General features: G+C 64.4%; 16 protein-coding genes. 8 read left to right on the top strand and 8 right to left on the bottom strand.

Going from position 1 to position 18,680, the window contains the following annotated elements:
• Positions 1-24: 24 nt before the first annotated feature.
• A complete protein-coding gene (locus G3480_RS15670) occupies positions 25-1,449 on the bottom strand; it encodes an efflux transporter outer membrane subunit (RefSeq protein ID WP_164654834.1) in 1,425 nt (474 codons plus the stop codon).
• A gap of 3 nt (positions 1,450-1,452) precedes the next feature.
• Positions 1,453-2,265: a PP2C family protein-serine/threonine phosphatase gene (locus G3480_RS15665; protein ID WP_164654833.1), complete on the bottom strand. Its 813-nt coding sequence runs from the start codon at positions 2,263-2,265 to the stop codon at positions 1,453-1,455.
• A gap of 709 nt (positions 2,266-2,974) precedes the next feature.
• On the opposite strand from G3480_RS15665, the gene tagH reads away from it, so the two are divergent.
• Positions 2,975-5,290, top strand: coding sequence for a type VI secretion system-associated FHA domain protein TagH (gene tagH / locus G3480_RS15660; protein ID WP_164654832.1), 2,316 nt, complete (start codon positions 2,975-2,977; stop codon positions 5,288-5,290).
• Between the two features lie 89 nt (positions 5,291-5,379).
• On the opposite strand, the gene G3480_RS15655 is transcribed toward tagH, so the two are convergent.
• On the bottom strand, positions 5,380-6,552 hold the full coding sequence (locus G3480_RS15655) for a dicarboxylate/amino acid:cation symporter (protein ID WP_164654831.1): 1,173 nt from the start codon (positions 6,550-6,552) through the stop codon (positions 5,380-5,382).
• A 104-nt stretch (positions 6,553-6,656) separates the two neighbouring features.
• Positions 6,657-8,093 carry a Mur ligase family protein gene (locus tag G3480_RS15650; RefSeq protein ID WP_164654830.1) on the bottom strand — a complete coding sequence of 479 codons (1,437 nt, stop codon included), beginning with the start codon at positions 8,091-8,093 and terminating at the stop codon, positions 6,657-6,659.
• 70 nt (positions 8,094-8,163) lie between these two features.
• Here G3480_RS15650 and G3480_RS15645 point away from each other — a divergent pair, with 70 nt between their 5' ends.
• From G3480_RS15645 to mtaB, 4 genes are all read left to right on the top strand, one after another.
• The gene (locus G3480_RS15645; RefSeq protein WP_167752472.1) at positions 8,164-8,619 is read left to right on the top strand and encodes a hypothetical protein; all 456 of its coding nucleotides are present in this window, start codon (positions 8,164-8,166) and stop codon (positions 8,617-8,619) included.
• A gap of 175 nt (positions 8,620-8,794) precedes the next feature.
• Positions 8,795-9,445 (top strand): Hsp20/alpha crystallin family protein, encoded by a 651-nt coding sequence (locus tag G3480_RS15640; protein WP_164654828.1) that lies wholly within the window; start codon positions 8,795-8,797, stop codon positions 9,443-9,445.
• A gap of 52 nt (positions 9,446-9,497) precedes the next feature.
• On the top strand, positions 9,498-9,917 hold the full coding sequence (locus tag G3480_RS15635; RefSeq protein WP_164654827.1) for a YybH family protein: 420 nt from the start codon (positions 9,498-9,500) through the stop codon (positions 9,915-9,917).
• A gap of 37 nt (positions 9,918-9,954) precedes the next feature.
• Positions 9,955-11,289, top strand: coding sequence for a tRNA (N(6)-L-threonylcarbamoyladenosine(37)-C(2))-methylthiotransferase MtaB (gene mtaB, locus G3480_RS15630; protein ID WP_164654826.1), 1,335 nt, complete (start codon positions 9,955-9,957; stop codon positions 11,287-11,289).
• 141 nt (positions 11,290-11,430) lie between these two features.
• On the opposite strand, the gene G3480_RS15625 is transcribed toward mtaB, so the two are convergent.
• From G3480_RS15625 to G3480_RS15610, 4 genes are all read right to left on the bottom strand, one after another.
• Complete coding sequence (locus G3480_RS15625) at positions 11,431-12,000, bottom strand: hypothetical protein (protein ID WP_240905848.1); 570 nt, start codon at positions 11,998-12,000, stop codon at positions 11,431-11,433.
• 65 nt (positions 12,001-12,065) lie between these two features.
• Entirely contained in the window at positions 12,066-12,914 is an 849-nt protein-coding gene (gene murI, locus G3480_RS15620) for a glutamate racemase (protein ID WP_164654825.1), read from the bottom strand.
• Between the two features lie 141 nt (positions 12,915-13,055).
• Entirely contained in the window at positions 13,056-15,998 is a 2,943-nt protein-coding gene (locus G3480_RS15615) for a putative bifunctional diguanylate cyclase/phosphodiesterase (RefSeq protein WP_164654824.1), read from the bottom strand.
• 23 nt (positions 15,999-16,021) lie between these two features.
• Positions 16,022-16,546 carry a prepilin-type cleavage/methylation domain-containing protein gene (locus G3480_RS15610; RefSeq protein WP_206171743.1) on the bottom strand — a complete coding sequence of 175 codons (525 nt, stop codon included), beginning with the start codon at positions 16,544-16,546 and terminating at the stop codon, positions 16,022-16,024.
• Between the two features lie 613 nt (positions 16,547-17,159).
• On the opposite strand from G3480_RS15610, the gene G3480_RS15605 reads away from it, so the two are divergent.
• From G3480_RS15605 to G3480_RS15595, 3 genes are all read left to right on the top strand, one after another.
• Positions 17,160-17,669: a hypothetical protein gene (locus G3480_RS15605; protein WP_164654823.1), complete on the top strand. Its 510-nt coding sequence runs from the start codon at positions 17,160-17,162 to the stop codon at positions 17,667-17,669.
• Between the two features lie 54 nt (positions 17,670-17,723).
• The gene (locus G3480_RS27920; RefSeq protein ID WP_206171742.1) at positions 17,724-18,080 is read left to right on the top strand and encodes an SEC-C metal-binding domain-containing protein; all 357 of its coding nucleotides are present in this window, start codon (positions 17,724-17,726) and stop codon (positions 18,078-18,080) included.
• 87 nt (positions 18,081-18,167) lie between these two features.
• Complete coding sequence (locus tag G3480_RS15595; protein WP_164654822.1) at positions 18,168-18,539, top strand: calcium-binding protein; 372 nt, start codon at positions 18,168-18,170, stop codon at positions 18,537-18,539.
• Positions 18,540-18,680 lie beyond the last annotated feature (141 nt).

Raw genomic sequence — 18,680 nt, 5'->3', positions numbered from 1 at the left:
GCCGGTCGGCCCTGTCGCTTTGCCTCAGCCACTGGCGGCAACCCGAGTGGCAGACCAGCCGCCCCCGAGTGCTTTATAGAGTAGGACCGTATCGGTGAGGATCTGGAAGTAGTTCTGCAGCACCTCCTGCTCGACCGCAACGATGGAGCGTTCGGATTCGAGCAGGTCGAGCTGAGAGATGACCCCGGCCTCGACCTGGGTGCGGTTCAGCTTCGCCACCTCTCCGAGATTCGCGAGTCGGTCCAGGAGCTCCTTGCGCTGCTGCTTGCGGCTGTGCAGGGTGACCAAGGCGCTCTCGACTTCCTCGAACGCCTTGATGACGACGGACCTGTACTGAGCTTCCACGAGCTTCATCTCCGCCTCGCTGACCTTGATCTGCGCCTTCACGTTGGGGTCGAACATGGGCAGGCTGACGCTCGGGGACAGGCCGAAGGTCCAGGCCTTGAGCAGGTTGCTCAGCGCCGCGCTCGCGGTGCCGCCCCGTGCCGTCAGTCCGATGGAGGGCAATTGAGCGAGGCGCGCTTGCCCGACCAGCTTCACTTGGCTCAGGGCGCGATACTCGGCGGCGACGATGTCCGGCCGGCGGCTGAGGAGATCCGAGGGGAGTCCCGCTGGCACCTGAAGCAAGTTGACCGACCGGGTCAGGGATCCCTCGGGAATGCGCAGATTGCCCGCAGGCACGCCGATGAGGGTGGCGAGGCTATTGACCGTGATCTCACGAAGGCGCTTGAGTTCGAGTTCCTGCTGGGTGAGACCCTTGACCTCGGCCTCCTGCTGTAAGAGCGCGGTGCGCGGGACCAGGCCTTCGCTGTAGCGGGTCTCGTAGATCGACAGGATGGCTTTGTTGCGGCGGACGGCCGTGCGCTGCTGAGCGATCTGCTCGTCCAAGCGTCGAATGGCAAAGAAGGCGGTGGCGACATCGGACACCAGTGTGAGATAGCCGGCGCGCCAGTCCGCCTGAGTGGCGGCGACCTCGGCCTCCTGCGCCTCGACGCCCTTGGCGAACTTACCCCAAATGTCCAGCTCCCAGTCCAGGGTCGCGGCGGCGCTGTACTGCTGACTCGTCCTGGTGAGTCCAGGCTGGGTGAAGGTGTTGACGTCCAGACCGGCTCCGGCAAGGACGGTGGGCTTGCCTGCGGCGCTTGCTTGGTCGATTCCGGCACTTGCGACCTCGATGCGAGCGGCCATGACGCTCAGATCCGCGTTGTCATCGATGGCGGTGGCGATGTACTTGTCGAGGTCTGGGCTGCGAAATCCTCGCCACCACTGGGGGTCGATGGTCGTCCGCGCCGAGACGGGCTGTTGCGCGGCGTTCTGCCAGCTGTCTTTCTGGGGCAGGTCCGGGCGAACGTACTCGGGTGCCTTCAGGTCGCAGCCGCTGGCTGCCACGGCGAGGGCAATGCTGACAAGCAAGCGTCCGCGCGACGCTGACGGATGGCTGAGTAGCATGGCTCAGGATTCTCGTGTGTCGGGCCGACGGAAGAAAACGGGATTGAGGGCGGTCTCGGAGCAATCGGCCCTGTCTTGCTCTGGCTCGACCTGAATGGCGACGACTGAGATGTTGTCCCTGGCTTCTCCGCTCAGCGCGAGCTGCAGCAGCGCCTCGGCCGCCGACTCGCAGTCATGCTCGGCGAGCAGCTGCTCGATCCGTGGCTCACTGACTTCGTTGTAGAGCCCGTCGCTACAGAGCAGGAAGTAGTCGTCGGGAAAGACATCGATCACCACATCCTCCAGCTCCAGCGCGCCGGCCGCGCCCACGGCACGGGTCAGCACGCTCGAGGCCGGGTGGCCAACCACGTCCTGCCGGTCGAGCAGTCCGCGCTGAACCAGCTCCTCCGCCTGACTGTGGTCCTTGCTCAAGCGTCGCAGCCTGCCGTCGCGCAGGAGATAGACGCGGCTGTCTCCGGCCCAGAGCACCGCAGCGGTCGTTCCCAGCGCGATCAGTGACGCCACGGTGCTTCCCGGCGTGCTGCCCGGAAGGTCCGCGATGCCTTGGATCAGGCCATCGTTTACCGCGATCAACTTGTCGCGGGCTGTCATGAGAAGCCCCTCGAGATCCGCCCCCGGCGCGATTTCAGCGAGCGCATCCACGACCATTCGGCTCGCCTTGTCGCCGCACTGATGGCCGCCGAGACCATCGGCGACTGCCCAAATGCCGAGATCAGGCCGCATGAGCACCGAGTCCTCGTTGACTTGTCGGACCTTGCCGACGTGTGAGCGCTCTGCTGAGCGCCAAAGATAGCCGCCTGCGTCACTTGGCTTCATAAGCATGCTCTGGGCGAGGGCCTCGCGTGGTGTTGAGCCCTTAGTCGCTTGCCGGGTGTCCGAGCCCTGCTTTCGTCGCCTGGCGTGAACCGGGCGCTTCCCCTCGTTCGAGCACCGATTTCTCTGCTGGCCGTCACCGATACTTGTCCTCCGCGTTGCCTGAATCCCTTGTTGCCGATCCGAGGATGTTGCTCGATGCCAGCGTCTTGCCTGTCGATGAGTCGGGTTGGGGCTGGTCGGCACGGCGGCATGAGTTCAGTATCCGGGTTCCATCCTGCGGTCCTCAGTTGCTGCGGCTGGAGTCTGAGCATATGTCATACCAAATTCGGGATGAACGCGAGCCTACCTACCTTGGCGATGCGTCCAGGCGCATCCTTTGCACCTCTCGGCGAAACCTGAGAGTGATACTGTGCTATTTATGAATCGTTATCGTCATTATTCTTGTTGTCAACGCAATTTAGTCGATTGCAGTTGCTCCCGGCCCGCTTTTCGCCAGACGGTGCCCTCTAGCGCCTGCGACTAGAGCCTGTGAGGGCGCTGCCTTTCGAGGGGATTGGCGTCGAGCCCGCGCACCGCAACGTCGGCTGTCAGCGCATGCCAGACTGACTCAATGAGCCGGCCAATCTGGACCGATTGGGCGGGCGGCGCGCATCTCGCTATGATTCCGTGCAGCTGGATGGGGCTCAAAGATGGAGGAGACAGCTTAGTGATGAAGCCGAAGGCGGAGCTTGCTCTCAGCGTCCTGACATACGACGGGCGTCCACCCCAGCGTGCCTTGGCCGCGCGCATTACGGGTGACACCTGCGTCATCGGCCGCCATGCCGCGTGCCAGCTCCAGCTGCCGGATCCGGAGCGCGAGATCTCCGGCCAGCACGTCATGATCGACCGCCGCGGCGGTGGCTTCGTGGTGACCGATGTCAGCACCAATGGGACCTTTCTCAACGACGCCGAAGCGCCGCTCGATCCGAGCCACTCGGTCGATCTGCGCGATGGTGACCGTTTGACCATTGGCCGATACGTCGTCCAGGTGACCTTGGTCCAGGCCGGGGCGGCGCCGGCGCAAGCTGCTGATGGGGTCGAGTCGAGCTTTGTTCCCGATGCGGCGCCGAGTCGAGCCTCCTGTCCAGATATCCTGGATCTGATCGGCCCTGGCCCGACCGCGCCGGCCGATGACCCGTCGCCTCAGCGCGAGACGCCGCCGCTAGGGGCGGAGACACAGCAGTTGGGCGCAGCCCCGGAAGGCTGGATCACGCCACCCGCTTTCGATGCCGGGGCGGCTCAGGTGACGGGGGCAAGTGTCGAACAGCGTCACGCTGAGCGTCTTGAGGACGAGCCGCGACCGATGGTGTCGCAGCCATCAGATCAGTCCTCGGTGCCTGATCCAGCGGATGTACCGACCACCCTGGTCGCCCTTGATGTTGAGTTTTCGCGGCAAGCTCCAGAAACGGCGAGCGACAGGGGGATGGCGCGACCGCATGCCGCGTTCGGCTCCCCAGCCTGGTCCGGGGCTGAAGAGAGGGCGTCCGCGGAATCGCCATTCGCGCATCCGAACACGACGGCGGCTGACGCGCCGACACTGATCCTCCCAGTCCAGGAGGCGCCGCGCACCCAGGCGGAGGCGCCTTCCGGGAACCGGGAGTGTCAAGCGCCAACTCAGGCGGATGTCCAAGCCCCCTTGTCTGATACCGCTGAGGCGCCGAGCCTAGCGGGTGACTCGAGACCTTTGGTCCGGCAGGAAGCGCCGAGCCTGGCGCGCAGCGATGGCTCGCCGCCAGCGCGGTCCCGAGAGTCCGCGCCTCACCAATCGGTGTCGCCAGTGGCGGCTCCGACGGCGCCGTCCGGCACAGCTGCGGAGGATCCTCGCGCGAATGGCGGCGGCGGTTTGTCGGGGAAAGACGTCTCGGTGAGCGCTGATGCCCCAACGCAGCTCCTGCGGATCGCTGCACCAGGCCAAGCCCTGTCGGGTCGCGACCCTGAGCCCCAAGCGCCTGGGCAGCCGCTCCCCGGCGTGCTGGGTGGCGAGCCTTCAATGGATCCTGCGATTCAGCCGGGGCTCCAAGACACTGCACAAGGCGTCGCGCCGCTCGGGGCTTCGGTCGCTCCGGCAGGTGCGCCGGTTTCCGCAGCGGCTAGCGGGGTCGGAGTCCAGCAAGAGGCTTGCGACGCACCGAGCGTGCGCGGTTTGCAAGGGGTTCCGGGCGGCATCGCGGATGCTGCAATGCCCGCCGAGGCCGGGCAAGGGCTGACGACTTCCCCTGCATCCGAGCCGCGCGCGGACAATCCTGTCTTCGGTGCCTTCGATCCAGGACGCACCATGGAAGGGCCTAGCGGTGGTGCTGGACTCGGGCAGGCTTGCGTCTTGGATGACGCGACCCGTATTCGCGCTTCCATGGAAGCCCCGCCCAAGAAGCCGCTCTCCGCGTCTGAGCGTGCGCAGGTCGAGGCCTTTCTCGCTGGGCTCGGGGCAGGGCATGCGGACGAGATCGGCGATTCGGGCCATCTTCTGCGCACATCCGGAAAGCTGCTCAGGACCATGACGCACGGCTTGGCGACGGTGACCATGGCCCACGACAGCTTCAAGAATCAGCTGCGCCCTGGCATGTCGCCCGCCCGTGCGGACGGTGGCAATCCCTTTCGCTTCTGCCTTGATCTCGAGGACACGCTGGCGCGGGTGCTTTGGCGGCCCGGGCAGGGACATCTCGATCCCTCCCAGGCCGCACGCCAGGCGTTCGACGACATCGAAGTCCATCAGGAGGCCATGATGGCGGGCTTCCGTGCGGTCTTGAAGGCCTTGCTAGCACGTCTGGAGCCGCATGCCATCGAGCAGGAGGTCGCGGGGCAGGCGGGATTGAGCCAACTGCTTCCAAATGCCCGCAAGGCGAAGTGCTGGGATGACTTCATGACGGCCTTCGAGGAGATCGCAGACGACGTCTCCGAGGACTTCGCGAAGGTCTTCGGCGATGCCTTCAATCATGCCTACGATGACCACGCCGAGCGGTTGCGCGAGGATAAGCGGCGACGCTGAGGCCGCGCGCACCCACAGCGCGGTTGGACCAAAGGATGATCGAGACCTTTTCGAGGCATGGGTCGGGGCGCGCTGATCTCGCCTTCCGACTACATCCGCCGAACGTCGCGGTCGACAATGGCTGCGACGACGAGATCTCCCCAGACGTTGATGGCCGTGATCGGATAGTCGAAGAAGCGGTCGACCAGGATGTAGAGCGCGAGATAGGTCTGCGGGAGTCCGAGCAGGTCGAGCATGAAGGCCATCATGGCGATGCCGCCGCCAGGGATGCCTGCGGTGCCGGCGGAGGAGGCCATGGTCAGCAGGACGATGAAGATCGCCTGCGGCAGCGTCAGATCGACGCCGGCAAGCTGTGACATGAAGATCAGCAGGATGGACTGATAGAGCGCCGAGCCGTTCATGTTGAGCGTGGCACCCAGGGGTAGGGTGAAGCTGGTGACGCGCTCGGCGATGCCTTGGCGCTCCAGGCTTTGCTTCGACACCGGGTAGGTCGCGGAGCTGGACGCCGTTGACAGGGCTGTCAGCAGCGGGGCGCGACAGGCCGCGACGAACGGCCAGGGTGAGCGCCCGGTGCGCGCGCGATAGAGAAGAGGGAGGGCGACGAGGGCGTGCAGTGCGGCCGCGAGTGCTACGGCCCAGACGAAGGCATGGAGCTGGAAGACACCGGCCCAATCCATGTTCGCCAGGCTGGCATAGACCAGCGCCGCGATGCCGATGGGCGCCAGTGCGAGCACGCCGCGCAGGAGCTGCATGAGCAGCGCGTCCAGGGCGCGGGCGCCGTTGAGCAGGAGATTCCGCTCGCTTTCCGCGATCAGCCGCGAGGCGAGCGCGGCGACCACGGCGACGAAGACGATGTGCAGGATGTTGCCCTCCGCCAGAGAAGCGAAGAGGTTCGTCGGGATGAAGTTGCCGACGAGGTGCGCCATGCTGAAGTCGGCTCCGCCCTGCTCGACTTGCTCGAGATCGAGCAGACCGGCCGGCAGGTCGGCCGAGAAACCGAGCCCGATTGCGGTGCCCAGCGTGGCCGCGATGGCAGCGGTGATCAGGTAGTAGAGCAGGGTGCGCCCGCCGATGCGTTTGAGATCCGTGCCGCCGGAGAGGGATGCGTAGATGGAGACCAGGATCAGCGGCAGGATGAGCAGCTTGAGCAAGGACAGAAAGATCTGTCCCGCCCAAGCGACATAGGGCGCGCCGCTGGGTAAGAGCAGCGCAAGCAGAATCCCGGTCAGCAGTCCGACGGGGATGGAATAAAGTTGGTGCATCTGCAGTCCTCTCTAGCGCTCATGCTCCAGCGTCGCGTCTCGCTGCGCGAGGCGTCGGCGCAATGCGCGTCTCCCGAGAAGCGACGCGATTTTCGAGCCTGACATCAGCGCCAGCCAAGCCGCTCGGCATTGCGGGCAACCTCGTCCTGGTCGCTGTAATGAGTCTTGCGCCCGCCCTGGTCGATGTAGCGCTCGTGTCCCTTCCCCGCGATGAGCGCGACCCAAGGCTCCTCGGCGGGGCGCTCGGCGAGCAGGTCGAAGAGGCGCGCGATCGCTGCAGGACGCTCCACGACCACCTCGCGGATCTGCTCCGGGATCCCGGGCAAGATGTCCGCAATGATGGCCTCGGGCGCCTCGGTTCGCGGGTTGTCCGAGGTGATGATGACCTGGTCCGAATGACGCGCCACGGCCGCGCCCATGAGCGGACGCTTGCTCTGATCCCGGTCGCCGCCGCAGCCGAAGAGCGTGAGCACTCGGGCCTCGGGGAAGCCGGCGCGGATGGCGGATAGAATGGCCTCCAGGGCATCCGGCGTGTGGGCGAAGTCGACCACGAGGGTGCGGTTGCCGAAGACCCGGCACTCGAAGCGCCCGTCCACGGCCTCCAGGTGCCGCCAGTAGGCGGACGCGGATTCGCCGAGCAGCCGATCCGCCAGACTGGATGCCAGGGCGTAGTTGGCGCGGTTGTGCTCCAGGGCCAGGAAGGGCTTGGCCGCGATGGCCGCACTACCGACCTCGGCGGGTGCGACCAACTCCACGGGCGCTTGCGCCATGCCCAGTGCTGACAGCCGCTCCGCCACCGCCGGGCTCGCGCAGTAGAGTCGGCCGCCCGCTTGGATGAGGTCCATGATGCGCGCCTTGGCGTTAAAATAGGCCGTCTCGTCGCGATGATAGTCTAGGTGGTCTTGGGTGAAGTTGGTCCAACCGGCGTTGCTGAAGGGGATCCCATGCACGCGGCCTTGGTCTAGGGCGTGACTGCTGACCTCCATGATGACCAGGTCGCAGTCGTCTTGCTGATCGCGCAGCAGGCGGCGCAGCTCGATCAGCGGCGGCGAGGTGAAACCGGTCTCGACCAGGCGCTCGCCGTTGCGGAAGACGCCCAGGGTGCCGATCGAGAGTACGCGCTGGCCCTGGGCCGCGAGGATGGACTCCAGATACTTCAGGGTCGTGGTCTTGCCGTTGGTCCCGGTGATGCCGACAAACTTGAGGTCCGGGCGCAGCGGATAGAGAAGGTCGCAGAAGCGGCCTATCACCTCGGCCCAGTCGCTCGGTCGGGTCACATGGATGCCCTTCAGCGGCATGCGGTCGAAGCAGTGCAGCATGCGGTTCGTGATCAGGACGGCGCAGGGGCAGCGCGCGAGATAGCGCTCGTAGATCTCCAGGTCCGTCTTGCCGTCGTCGAAGCGCTGGAAGAAGAGAATGGACCCGGTGTCGCAGCGGTCCGCGCGCCACTGGATGTTGGTCAGCGCGCCTGGGGCTGCCGCCGGACGTTGCCAGGCGAAGTCGGTGGTCTCGAGCAGTTGGGACAGCGGACTCTCGGGCATGGGCTTGAACCAGTTGTCAATCAGGAGACGGCAAGTGCTCATTCTCGCCGACGCGAGCCAAATTAGGGAGATGCTCGGACGCTTTGGTCTGAGCTTTGTCCAATTGGAGGACGCCGAGCCGATTCCCGGCTCCTACTGGGGCGATTTCGAGGCGGGACTTATCGGCGACCGGCTCTACGCGCGTCGCTCGACGCCGTTGCACTCGATCCTGCATGAGGCCTGCCACTGGATCTGCATGGACGCGGAGCGCCGCGCCCGGCTGCATACGGATGCCGGCGGCGATTATGCGGAAGAAGACGCGGTCTGCTATCTACAGATCCTGCTCGCGGACGCCATTCCCGGCGCTGGTCGCGACCGCATGCTCCGCGACATGGACGACTGGGGCTATAGCTTTCGCTTGGGCTCGGCGCGCGCCTGGCTGGAGCAGGATGCCGAGGACGCCCGCGATTGGCTGCTCGCGCATGGCTTGATCGACGCTCGGGAGCGCCCAACCTGGCGGGCGCGCGGCGCCACCCGTGCCGACTGATGCCGGCTCTCCTGCGCGACCGTCACAGGATGCGACCTAGACGCGCGGAGCCTGACTGGACGCGAGGCGCGCGGCGATCGGCGGACATCTCCACCCGAGCGGCCCTATACTTAGGCACTCAGGTGCGCATGAGCCCATTGCATCGATAACACAGCTCAGCATGAGGACGCCTTCAATGTTCACGAGATCCCTTTGGTCCGCGACCCTTCTAGCCGCCGTTCCCGCACTCGCATTCGCCTGGTCGCCGCCCTATGCCCCCGAGGCACCGGTGCCTGGGCCTTACTACGGCTATCCCGGGGGCTATCCAGGGGCCTATCCCCAGCCCTACGCCATGCCGGCTGCTCCCGAGTATCCAGGCGGCTGGATGAGAGATCCCTATGCGGCGCCGCCGCCTCCACCCCCTGTGGTCGAGCGCCAGCCTGCGGCGGAGGCGCCGCAAGCGCCTGGTCCAGATTGGCGCGGCTACGGCCGGCCATTGAGCGCCCTGCCCATGATTCCGCACCTCGACGTCTCGCGGCAGATGGATGGCGATGCCTATCTGATCGACATTCGTGTCCAGAACATCGAGCCGGACCAGGTCAAGATCCAGCCGACCCGTCGGGGACTGGTGATCTCTTACAGCAAGTCCGCCCAAGTCGATCGCGAGGACCGGCTGCCGGGCGGTGAAGGCTACCGCCGCAGCTACAGTATCTCGCGCGGTGTGACCACGCGCCGCATCGGCTTGCCGGCCGACGCCAAGCTGGACGCCATGGAGCGCGAGGAAAGCGATGGCCGCATTCGGCTCCGCATCCCGCGTGCCGCGGTGTCGCAGCCGGGCGCTTGGTAACCCAAGGGCGGCGGCGTCAATCTTCACCCCCCATCTGGAGGATCCCTTCCGCATGCAATTCGAGACCCCGCAAGACGTCGAAGACGCCTACTATGACGCCCTGGAAGGCGGCGACGTCGAGGCCATGGCGCGGATTTGGGAGTCATCGCAGGATGTCGTCTGTCTCTTGCCCATGACACCCATGGCCCGCGGGCCTCAGGTTCAGCGTCTGTGGCAGGCGATCTTCGAGCAAGGCGGCAAGTTCGATCTCCAGGTGCGACACCTCGCTTGGATCGAGGGCGATGAGGTCGCGATCCACCTGGTCGAAGAGCGTAGCCCGAACCAGGGGCCAGGTCAGGCGCCGCCGCCCATCTATGCGACCAATGTCTTTCGTCGCGGCCCCGAAGGCTGGCGTTTGCTCATGCATCAGAATTCGCCGACGCCTCCGCCGCCGCCCAGCGTGCCCGATAAGGGTCAGACCGCCCTTGCTTGAGCCCTTGGGGGCCGCGCGCGGCCCAAGGTCCGATCCCATGTCTCGACCACACCGTGTCAAGCTCCAGACCCTCGGCTGCCGCCTCAATGAGGCGGAACTCGAGGCCTGGGGCGAGCGTTTTCAACGCCAGGGGCTCCAGGTCGTCGCCGAGGGCGAGCCCGCGGATCTCGTCGTGATCAACACCTGCGCGGTGACCCAAGAGGCGGTGCGCAAGTCGCGCCAGATCCTGCGCAAGAGCCACCGCGCGCTGCCCACCGCTCGCCTCGTCATCAGCGGCTGTCTCGCCTCCCTCGAGGCGGACGCGCTGGCGCGCGAGGCGGGTGTGGATCTCGTCGTGAGCAATGCAGACAAGGATCGTCTGGTCGACATCGCCCTGGAGACGCTCGAGATCCCGGCCATGCCCGAGCTGGCGGTCACCGACGTTGCCAGCCCGTTGTTCGCGCGCGGGCGCCAGCGTGCCTTCGTCAAGGTGCAGGACGGCTGTCGCTACCAATGCACCTTCTGCATCACCACCCAAGCGCGCGGCGACGAGCGCAGCCGACCGATGGACGAGGTGGTCGAGGCCATCAAGCGTCTGCACGGCAGCGGGGTCAAGGAGGTGGTGCTCACGGGGGTGCATCTCGGCGGCTACGGCATTGACCTCGGGGCCGACTTGGCAGGGCTCATCGAGCGTGTCCTCACCGAAACGGAGATCCCGCGTCTGCGCATTGGCTCCCTGGAGCCCTGGGATCTGCCGGATGCCTTCTGGGACCTCTTCCAGGATCCGCGCCTCATGCCGCATCTGCATCTGCCGCTGCAGAGCGGCTCGGATGCCGTGCTCAAGCGCATGGCGCGTCGTTGCAAGACGCATGAGTTCGCGCGACTGGTCGCGCGCGGACGGCAGTGCGTGCCTGACCTCAATGTGACGACCGACATCATCGTCGGCTTTCCCGGGGAGTCTGATGCCGACTGGCGCCAGACGCTCGACTTCGCGGCGGCCATGGCCTTCGGCCACATCCACATCTTCAGCTACTCGCCGCGCGCCGGCACCCTAGCCGCCAAGCTGTCGGATCCGGTGGATGCCGCGATCAAGAAGGCGCGCTGCCAAGACCTGCAAGGCTTGCTCCGTTGCTCCAAGCTGGCGGTGATGCGCGCCCAGATCGGCAAGCGCGTCAGCCTGCTCCACGAGAGTCCCAGCAAGGAGCGGGATCAGCCGTGGCGCGCTGGATATACGCCCAATTACCTCCCGGTGAGACTCGTCGGCTCGCCGGGGGAGGCGGGAAACCGGATCCTGGATGTCGAGCTGACGGAGGTCGACGCGGAAAACGCGCTCATCCTCGCCCGGCCCGTCGCTCAGTCCGAAATCTCTGGCTCCGAGGTCGGTCCGATCTAGGCGCCTTTTGCTCCGAAAGCGTCCATCAACAACTCCCCCCCTTTCGCAAAGGGGGGCTAGGGGGGATTTCGGGCGGCATCGCTCGCATCGGGAAACAATTGATGGACACTTGCTCCGGGGCGGTTCCTCGGCACCTGCGTGTCAGAGCCCGCCTTCCGTCTGCGCCGTGCGCTCGGCGTCCAAGGCTGTCGCGATATAGGCGAGTGAGACGCCAAGCTCCCGCGTCCAAGACAGCTCGATATGCCACTCCGGGGAAGGCTTCCAGCGGTGGACCGCGCGTCCTTCACCGCGCCGGATCGAGGCGAGCCGCGCTGCCGGCGCGTTCGCGTAGCTCGGGAAGCGGCTGTCGTCCTCGCCCTCGCCATAGATGTGTCGCAAGTCGTTGTAGATATCGTCGAAGCGCAGCTGGGTCGAAATGGCGTAGGCGCGGACCACCTTGTAGATTTGGCCCTTATAGGCGAGCAGATAGAGCTTGTCGGCATCGTCGGCAAAGACCAGGGCCAAGCTGTCGCCGTTCGATTGACGGCCGAGTGGCGCCGGCTGGCCGCGCACGGCACGCTCGAGGTCGCCGCCAAGGCAATAGCGGCCGAAGACCTGCTTGAGACATTGCTCTTCCGCCGCGGCCGGCGGTGCAGCCGATAGGGTGATCCAGAGAAGGGCCCAGAGCGTCAGCGTGGCTTTGGCGAACTGTCTTCCGAATCTCAATCCCATCGTATCCCCTCGCTCAGCATGCAGGTGGACTCAGAATATCCGATCGGCTGCGGCGTGGCGAAGGCTCAGACCGACTCGAGCGCCAATGCTCCGGCTGTCTCCATCGTCCGCGATGACCGATCTTCGCCGAGATGGCGCAGCACGACGCCATCTCCCCAGAGTCGACGCATCGGACCAGACAGGGCTGCGGGGTCGCCGCTGGTCCAGAATCGCGCCTCGCCGAGCCGCTCAGGCGACGCAAGCAAGTCGGCATCACGCAAGCGGCGCTGCACCTGGCGCGCGACGGCTGCGCCCGAGTCCAGCACCTCGACCCCCGGCCCCGCGACTTCCTGGATCAGCGGCGTCAGATAGGGATAGTGGGTGCAGCCGAGCACCAGCGTATCCGCGCCGCGTTCGAGGAGTCCGTCGAGATACTCCCTCAGCAGCGCGCGCGTCCGTTCGCCGTCCAAGTCGCCGCGCTCGACACACTCCACCAGGCCGGGGCAGGGCTGGAGCAGGATCTCGGCCCCAGTCCCGACACGCTTCAGCAGCACGGAGAAGTTGTGGCTGGCGAGCGTCTGGCGCGTCGCCAAGACACCCACCACCCCAGAGCGGGTGCGCTCGACCGCCGGTTTCACCGCCGGCTCCATGGCGACCAGCGGAACCGGAAACCTTGCCCGCAGCAATCGGGCCGCTGCCCCGGTTGCCGTATTGCAGGCGATCACGATGGCTTTGGCGTCGTGCCCGAGCAGAAACTCCGTGATGGCGAAGGCGCGTGCCTCAATGGCCGCCATCGGCTTGTCGCCATAGGGCGCATGTCCAGAATCCGCAACATAGAGCAGATCCTCACCCGGCAGCAGTCGGCGAATCTCGCGCAGCACCGTCAAGCCGCCAAAGCCAGAGTCGAAGACGCCAATCGGTTGATGAGCGATCATAGAGAATACCCGTGGCCAAAGCGACCTCATGAGCCGGGGCAGTGCCAAAGCGAGCGTTTTCGGCTCAATTCGCCACATGCTGCTAATTGGCGACAGTGTATTGAGCGAAGGTCTTGGTGACAATGGCTTGGCGGCGGCGCTTCAGCAGTCGAGCAATGCCTTGGGTTCGTTGGCTGCCCGAGCTTGCGCTTTGGTGATCGGGGAGGTTCCAGCGGAGCCTCTCTGGTCTCCAAGAGCGGGCTGAATCATGAGTTCGCTGCCGAGGAGTCCAGCGAACTCCTGGGGTGGGATGGGCCGACTGAAGAGATAGCCTTGGATCGCGTCGCAGCCGAGTCCGCTCAGGTGGTCGAGCTGTGCTTGAGTTTCGACACCTTCGGCGACGACGGTGAAGCCGAGGCTGTGCGCCAGGGTCACGATCGACTTGACGATCGCCGCGTCCTTCGAATTCTCGCTGAGATGACGCACGAACGACTGGTCGACCTTCAGGGTGTTGATGGGGAACTGCTTCAGATAGCTCAGGGACGAGTGCCCCGTGCCGAAGTCATCGATGCTGATGTGGAATCCAAGCGCCTGCAGATGGCTCAGCGTTGCCGTGGTGAGCGCGATGTTCTCCATGGTCGCACCTTCCGTGATTTCGAATTCCAAGAGCCCTGGATCGACGCCCGTTTCCACCACGATCTTGAACAGCCGCTCGATCAGGTCGGGCTGTCTGAACTGCACCGGGGAGAGGTTGATCGCCACCGGGATCGGCGCAAGTCCCGCGTCGCTCCAGGCGTTGAGCTGTCCGCAGACCTCGCGCACCACCCAGTCGCCGATTGGAACGATGAGGCCGATCTCTTCACAGAGCGGAATGAAGGCGCCTGGCGAGATTGGGCCGCGCTGCGGATGCGTCCAGCGCAACAAGGCTTCGGCGCCGCAGATGCCTTTGCTCTGCGTCGCGTACTTGGGCTGATAGGCCAGCTCAAGCTCGTTGCGCTCAAGCGCGCGGCGCAAGGAACTCTCCATCTCCAAGCGCTCCAAGGCTTCCGCGTTGAGGATCTTGGAGTAGAACTGATAGGTGTCCTTGCCGCTGGCCTTGGCGTGGTACATGGCAGCATCCGCGTTCTTCAGGAGTTCATTGGCGGTCTCGCCGTCGGTCGGGTAGCAGGCGATACCAATGCTGGCCGTGGTGATGATCTCGCGGTCGTTGAGACGCAGCGGACGCGCCAGTTCCGACAGCAGCTTCTGCGCCATGGTGCTGGTGAGCGACAAGGATTCGTGGGCATTCTTGGACGCTTGGATCACCACGACGAACTCGTCGCCCCCAAGCCGCGAGACGGTGTCCTCCTCCCGCAGGGCATGTCGCAGGCGCTCACCCACCTCGCGCAGCAGATAGTCGCCGGCGACATGGCCCAGTGAGTCGTTGACGTTCTTGAAGCGGTCGAGGTCGATGAAAAGCACGGCGACGAAGGTCTCTTGTCGCTCGGCACTGGCAAGCGCCTGATGCAATCTGTCCTTCAGCAGCAGGCGATTGGGCAGCTCGGTCAGCGTGTCGTAGTGCGCCAAGTGGTAGAGCTGCTCTTCCCAGCTGGCGTTGGCCAGCGCCACTGCGACTCGATTGGTGAGGTCGCGCGCCAGCTCGATATCCTCCCTATCGATGACGATCGGCTGCGCGTAGCCGATGCAGATCAGCGCGGCGACCTGTTCCTTGACCAGAACGGGCAGTGTCAGGGCGCGTCGTGCGCCCTGGGCTGCGAGGCTCTCGAGATAGATGGCGGTCCGAATGGCGTCGGCATCGCTGATGAGGTACTGCTCAAGGGCGAGCGCGGCGATGTCGGCTGGCTCGATCTGCAGCGAGCGGGTGGAGAGGGTCTCGCGCAGGTGGCTGTCATGCGCAAGCGTATGACAGACGGCGTTGCCCGCGGTATCCATCACCGTCATGCTGATGTGGTCGTACCTTAGGATCTCGTTGGTGCGCGTGAGGACAGTTCGCACGATGTCGTCCGCCTTGAGGGACGAGAGAATGAGCTGGTCGATCTCGGCCAGCGTCGACAAGGTGTGAAACTGCTTGTCGATCGTGATCGCCATCTGGTTGACGGAATTGGCCAGCACTTCAAACTCGTCTCCGCTATCGACCTCTACCGGTCGGGAAAAATCGCGTTGGGTAATGCGGCGAACGCCGTCGAGGATGCGCTCCAGGGGGATGAGGCTGCGGCGGATTTGATGAACGCTCAGGAGTGCGACGATTGCCATGGTCAGCGCGATGACACCGGCAAAGATGAGGCGGAAGTCCATGATGGGCGCGAGCGCAGCCGATGCTGGCGCGCGGGAAATGATCGTCCATTTCTGCACCCAGAAGTTCGGCTTGAGAAAGATCGACCAGTAGCTGAGGAGGTGCTCATGGCCCTGAGCGTCGGTCAGCTCAAACTGTCCGGAGGTCGAGTGGCTCAGTGCCTCGAGCTGCTCTGCACTGAGTTCGTAGTCCATCTGGGAGCAGAAAAGGGGCGTATTCTGCTCATCAAGCACGCAGGTTTGTGACCCCTGAGAAAAGGTGTCGCGCTCGCCGAAGATGAAGCCCGGTCGAATCTCGCCCAGGACGTAGGCTGGCGGTCCGTCCTCGCGCTTGAGCATGCGCAGCAGATAGACGCGCGAGGACAGCCGGGGCTGAGGAGCGGCGAGGAGAATGGCCTTGTCATTCGCGAGATAGGCATGCTCCCGCTCGATAAGCTCGCGAACGCTCAGCGGTGACGAGCGGCCTTGCTCGATCTGGGCGCGCGTGAAGACCTCTACCCTGCGGAACCCTTGCAGCGCCGCAATGGTGCGCGCGGCATCCTCGCGCCCCTGACTCCCATTTTCATCCTGCGAGAGCGCCCGTTCGGCCCATTGGAGCTGGCTGTCCAACAGCAGCAGCCGCTCGAGCACGGCCAGCCCGTAGCTCTTGTTGCTCTGTTTGATCGCGGCGTACTGCTCGTCGGTAAGGAGCGCTTTCACCTGACCGTATGCGAGCAGCGATAGAAGTGTGACCGGGATCAGCGACGAGATCACGAAGAGGGTGAAGACGCGCCGTGCGACCCTGCTGCGGAGAAACTCAATGCTGATCTTCATGGCTCGCCACTGCCGCGCTGGCGCTAGTAGTCCGATGCGAGGCCGACGAAGCCGCCATTGTTGGCGCGCACGATATCGTCACGGCTGGCCTTCGCCGTCAGGGGCGACACACTGCGGCCGTCCTTGCCCATGCTGTAGAGGTCGTAGTCGGTATTAAGTGGCACCAGGTTATGGTCCTTGCGGACCTTACCCTTCCCCTTGACCGTCGCGATATTGAGGTACTGGTAGGGATTGCCCCAGGGGTCGCGCAGCGCTGCGGCGCCCGGGATTTCCGCTAGGGAATCCGGGTAGCGGTTGTGCGTGGTGAAGTCGCGTTCGAGCAGGCCTTCGATGGTCTGGATATCGGTCGTTGCTTGAATGATGTCCTGCTTCTCGCGGAGAAACCCGTAGCTCGCAACGGCGACAATCGCGAGGATCCCAACGATAGTCAGGCTCAGCAGGAGTTCGATGAGCGTTACTCCAAAGAGCCGCGCTTGATGTGGGAACCGCGCGAGAATAGCGGCCAACGGCAGTCTTGGCTCGGCCGTTTGTGGGTCGATATTAGGCATACGCTGTTCCACTGAGGGCACGACGCCCGCTCTTGGCAGTGCGCCCACCGATCTCTTAATGATTTCTGCGAAACCTTGGAGCAGGGTCTTTTCTCAGTCGATACAGCCCAGGTTTTCTGGCCCGTCATTTTCTCGCAGCTGGCATGAGCGATCTGATGGCTGGCTCACACATTGCGGCGACATCTGGCGCGCCAGACCATGACGCATGACCACGCGACTCAGGTTTCAGTGGAATACGCCGCGGCTGGTGGAGCGCACTCGAGTGAGGTGCCCACCTCAGGGAGAACTTGAGCATGTCTTCCTTGTGATAGACGGGCTGCCCGGCGCTCAGTGTCCCGGCAGCGCAGCTGGAGCCGAGCGCGGCCAAGTCGAGGAGCCGAGGCTCCAACATCGGCTGGGCACTTGGCGGCAAAGTCTCGGCTCTCGACTCGGGCATTCTCCTGCACGCACGGCTCAGGCTATCATTAAGATCAAAGCCCTGACAGACTGCCTACTTACGCAACTCGGAGGCTGCCGAATCAGCGCGGGCTGTTGCTCCGAAGAGCCCGCCAGCATCGCCATCTTTGCCTCCATCCCTAAGTCCATTGCTTCAATCCTATCGCGGTGACATGTCATGCTGACAGAGATCAATACACCCAAAGACAATCGAATCGTGTTCGCCTTTCCGCCCGACTCCGGCGAGCTTGCCGGCCAGCGGTATCACCTCGGACTTCGCTTCTGTGACAACCCTGCGTGTCGCTGCGGCGTGATTCATGTGGGCCTGTCGCCGGAATCGTCGGACCTGGGGGCGGATTCGGACCAGGCAGAGCCGTTGCCGCCATCTGTTGAGTTCGGTATCGACGTCCACAGGCGCGAATTGGATGCCCAGGGCTCGCGACAGCGCGGCGTGAAGCAACAGCTCGGCACGGCCTTTGTCGGCGCCTTGAGCACGGAGGATTGGACGTCATTGAGGCGCATCTTCTACGCGTACAAACGCAAAGTCACCGACGAAACCCCTGACGATGAGATTGAGGCGACCTTCGATGCGGATGACATCGAGCGCGCCTCCACCATGGTGAGTCTCCAAGAGGTTCTGCCTTACGCCGAGCGCAAGGTTGTGGACATTGAGGGTCGGCGTTTTTAGCTTGACGATCTCTATTGCGTCAAATCCGCCTGCGACTGCGCCGATGTGGTGCTGATGTTATTGGAACTCGTCGCGCCATCCGACGCGATCCATGTGGTCGGCGAGGTGCCAGCGCTCCGCTTCGACTATCGCAGCAAGAGCTGGCGGATCGCGACTTCGGGTGAAGAAGACCCGCAGTTGTTGGGCCGGATCGCTGAAGAGGTGGCGACCGACGCCTTCATGTCCTTCTTTCAAGGCCGCCATGCTCGACTGAAGGCACTGTATCGAGGCTATCAAGCCCGGAACGCCCGTCGTGCGGCGAGGATTGCACCCCGTCAATCCGTTGGTCGCAACGATCCTTGCCCCTGCGGCAGTGGCAAGAAGTACAAGAAGTGCTGTTTGGACGCCCCCCAGGCGTCATTGCGTGCCTGAAGTCTTCTTTCGTCGCACAAGGGACTGAGCGCTGGGCCTTGAGGCCAAGCTCGCCCCGTCTCGGCAACTCGCTACAGGTAACTCTTGATGACAACCCGAGAAAAAGACGAATCGCGTGAGCATCGCATTACGATGGAGGTGGTCGTAGACGCCTATGATGCCGAGGAGCAAGCCATGGGCTGGTATTACTATCTCGACGATAAGCTGACCTTTCCCTTCAAGGCGCGTTGCATGCAGGAGCGGGTGACCTCCCCTTTGCGGGTCGGTGAGGAGGTTATCGTCGCTAGCCTGGCCCCGGAGGGTGACTGTCTGTGCGAGATGTTCGTCTTGACGACCTGGCAGGGGCGCTCGCTCGCTCTTCCCCTGACGCAGCTCAAGGCGGTCGATGCCGATGAAGGGACGCTCGAAGCCATCGGCGATTGGCAATACTGGGTCGAGCGCGGCTATGGGTTTGGCTGACTTCGGGGAGGGCGTCCGGGAGCCAGGTTATAAGGGGCGCATTCCCAATTTTCCGTGTCATGTAGAGGCGGGTATGAAGGATGCATTTGCCATAGTTTTCAGTAAATTCCAGCGCCCGGCCTTGAAGTAGGCGCGAAGCAT

The organism is Thiorhodococcus mannitoliphagus, assembly GCF_010915725.1.
Classification (GTDB): domain Bacteria; phylum Pseudomonadota; class Gammaproteobacteria; order Chromatiales; family Chromatiaceae; genus Thiorhodococcus; species Thiorhodococcus mannitoliphagus.
This window is presented reverse-complemented; position numbering and strand designations above follow the sequence as displayed.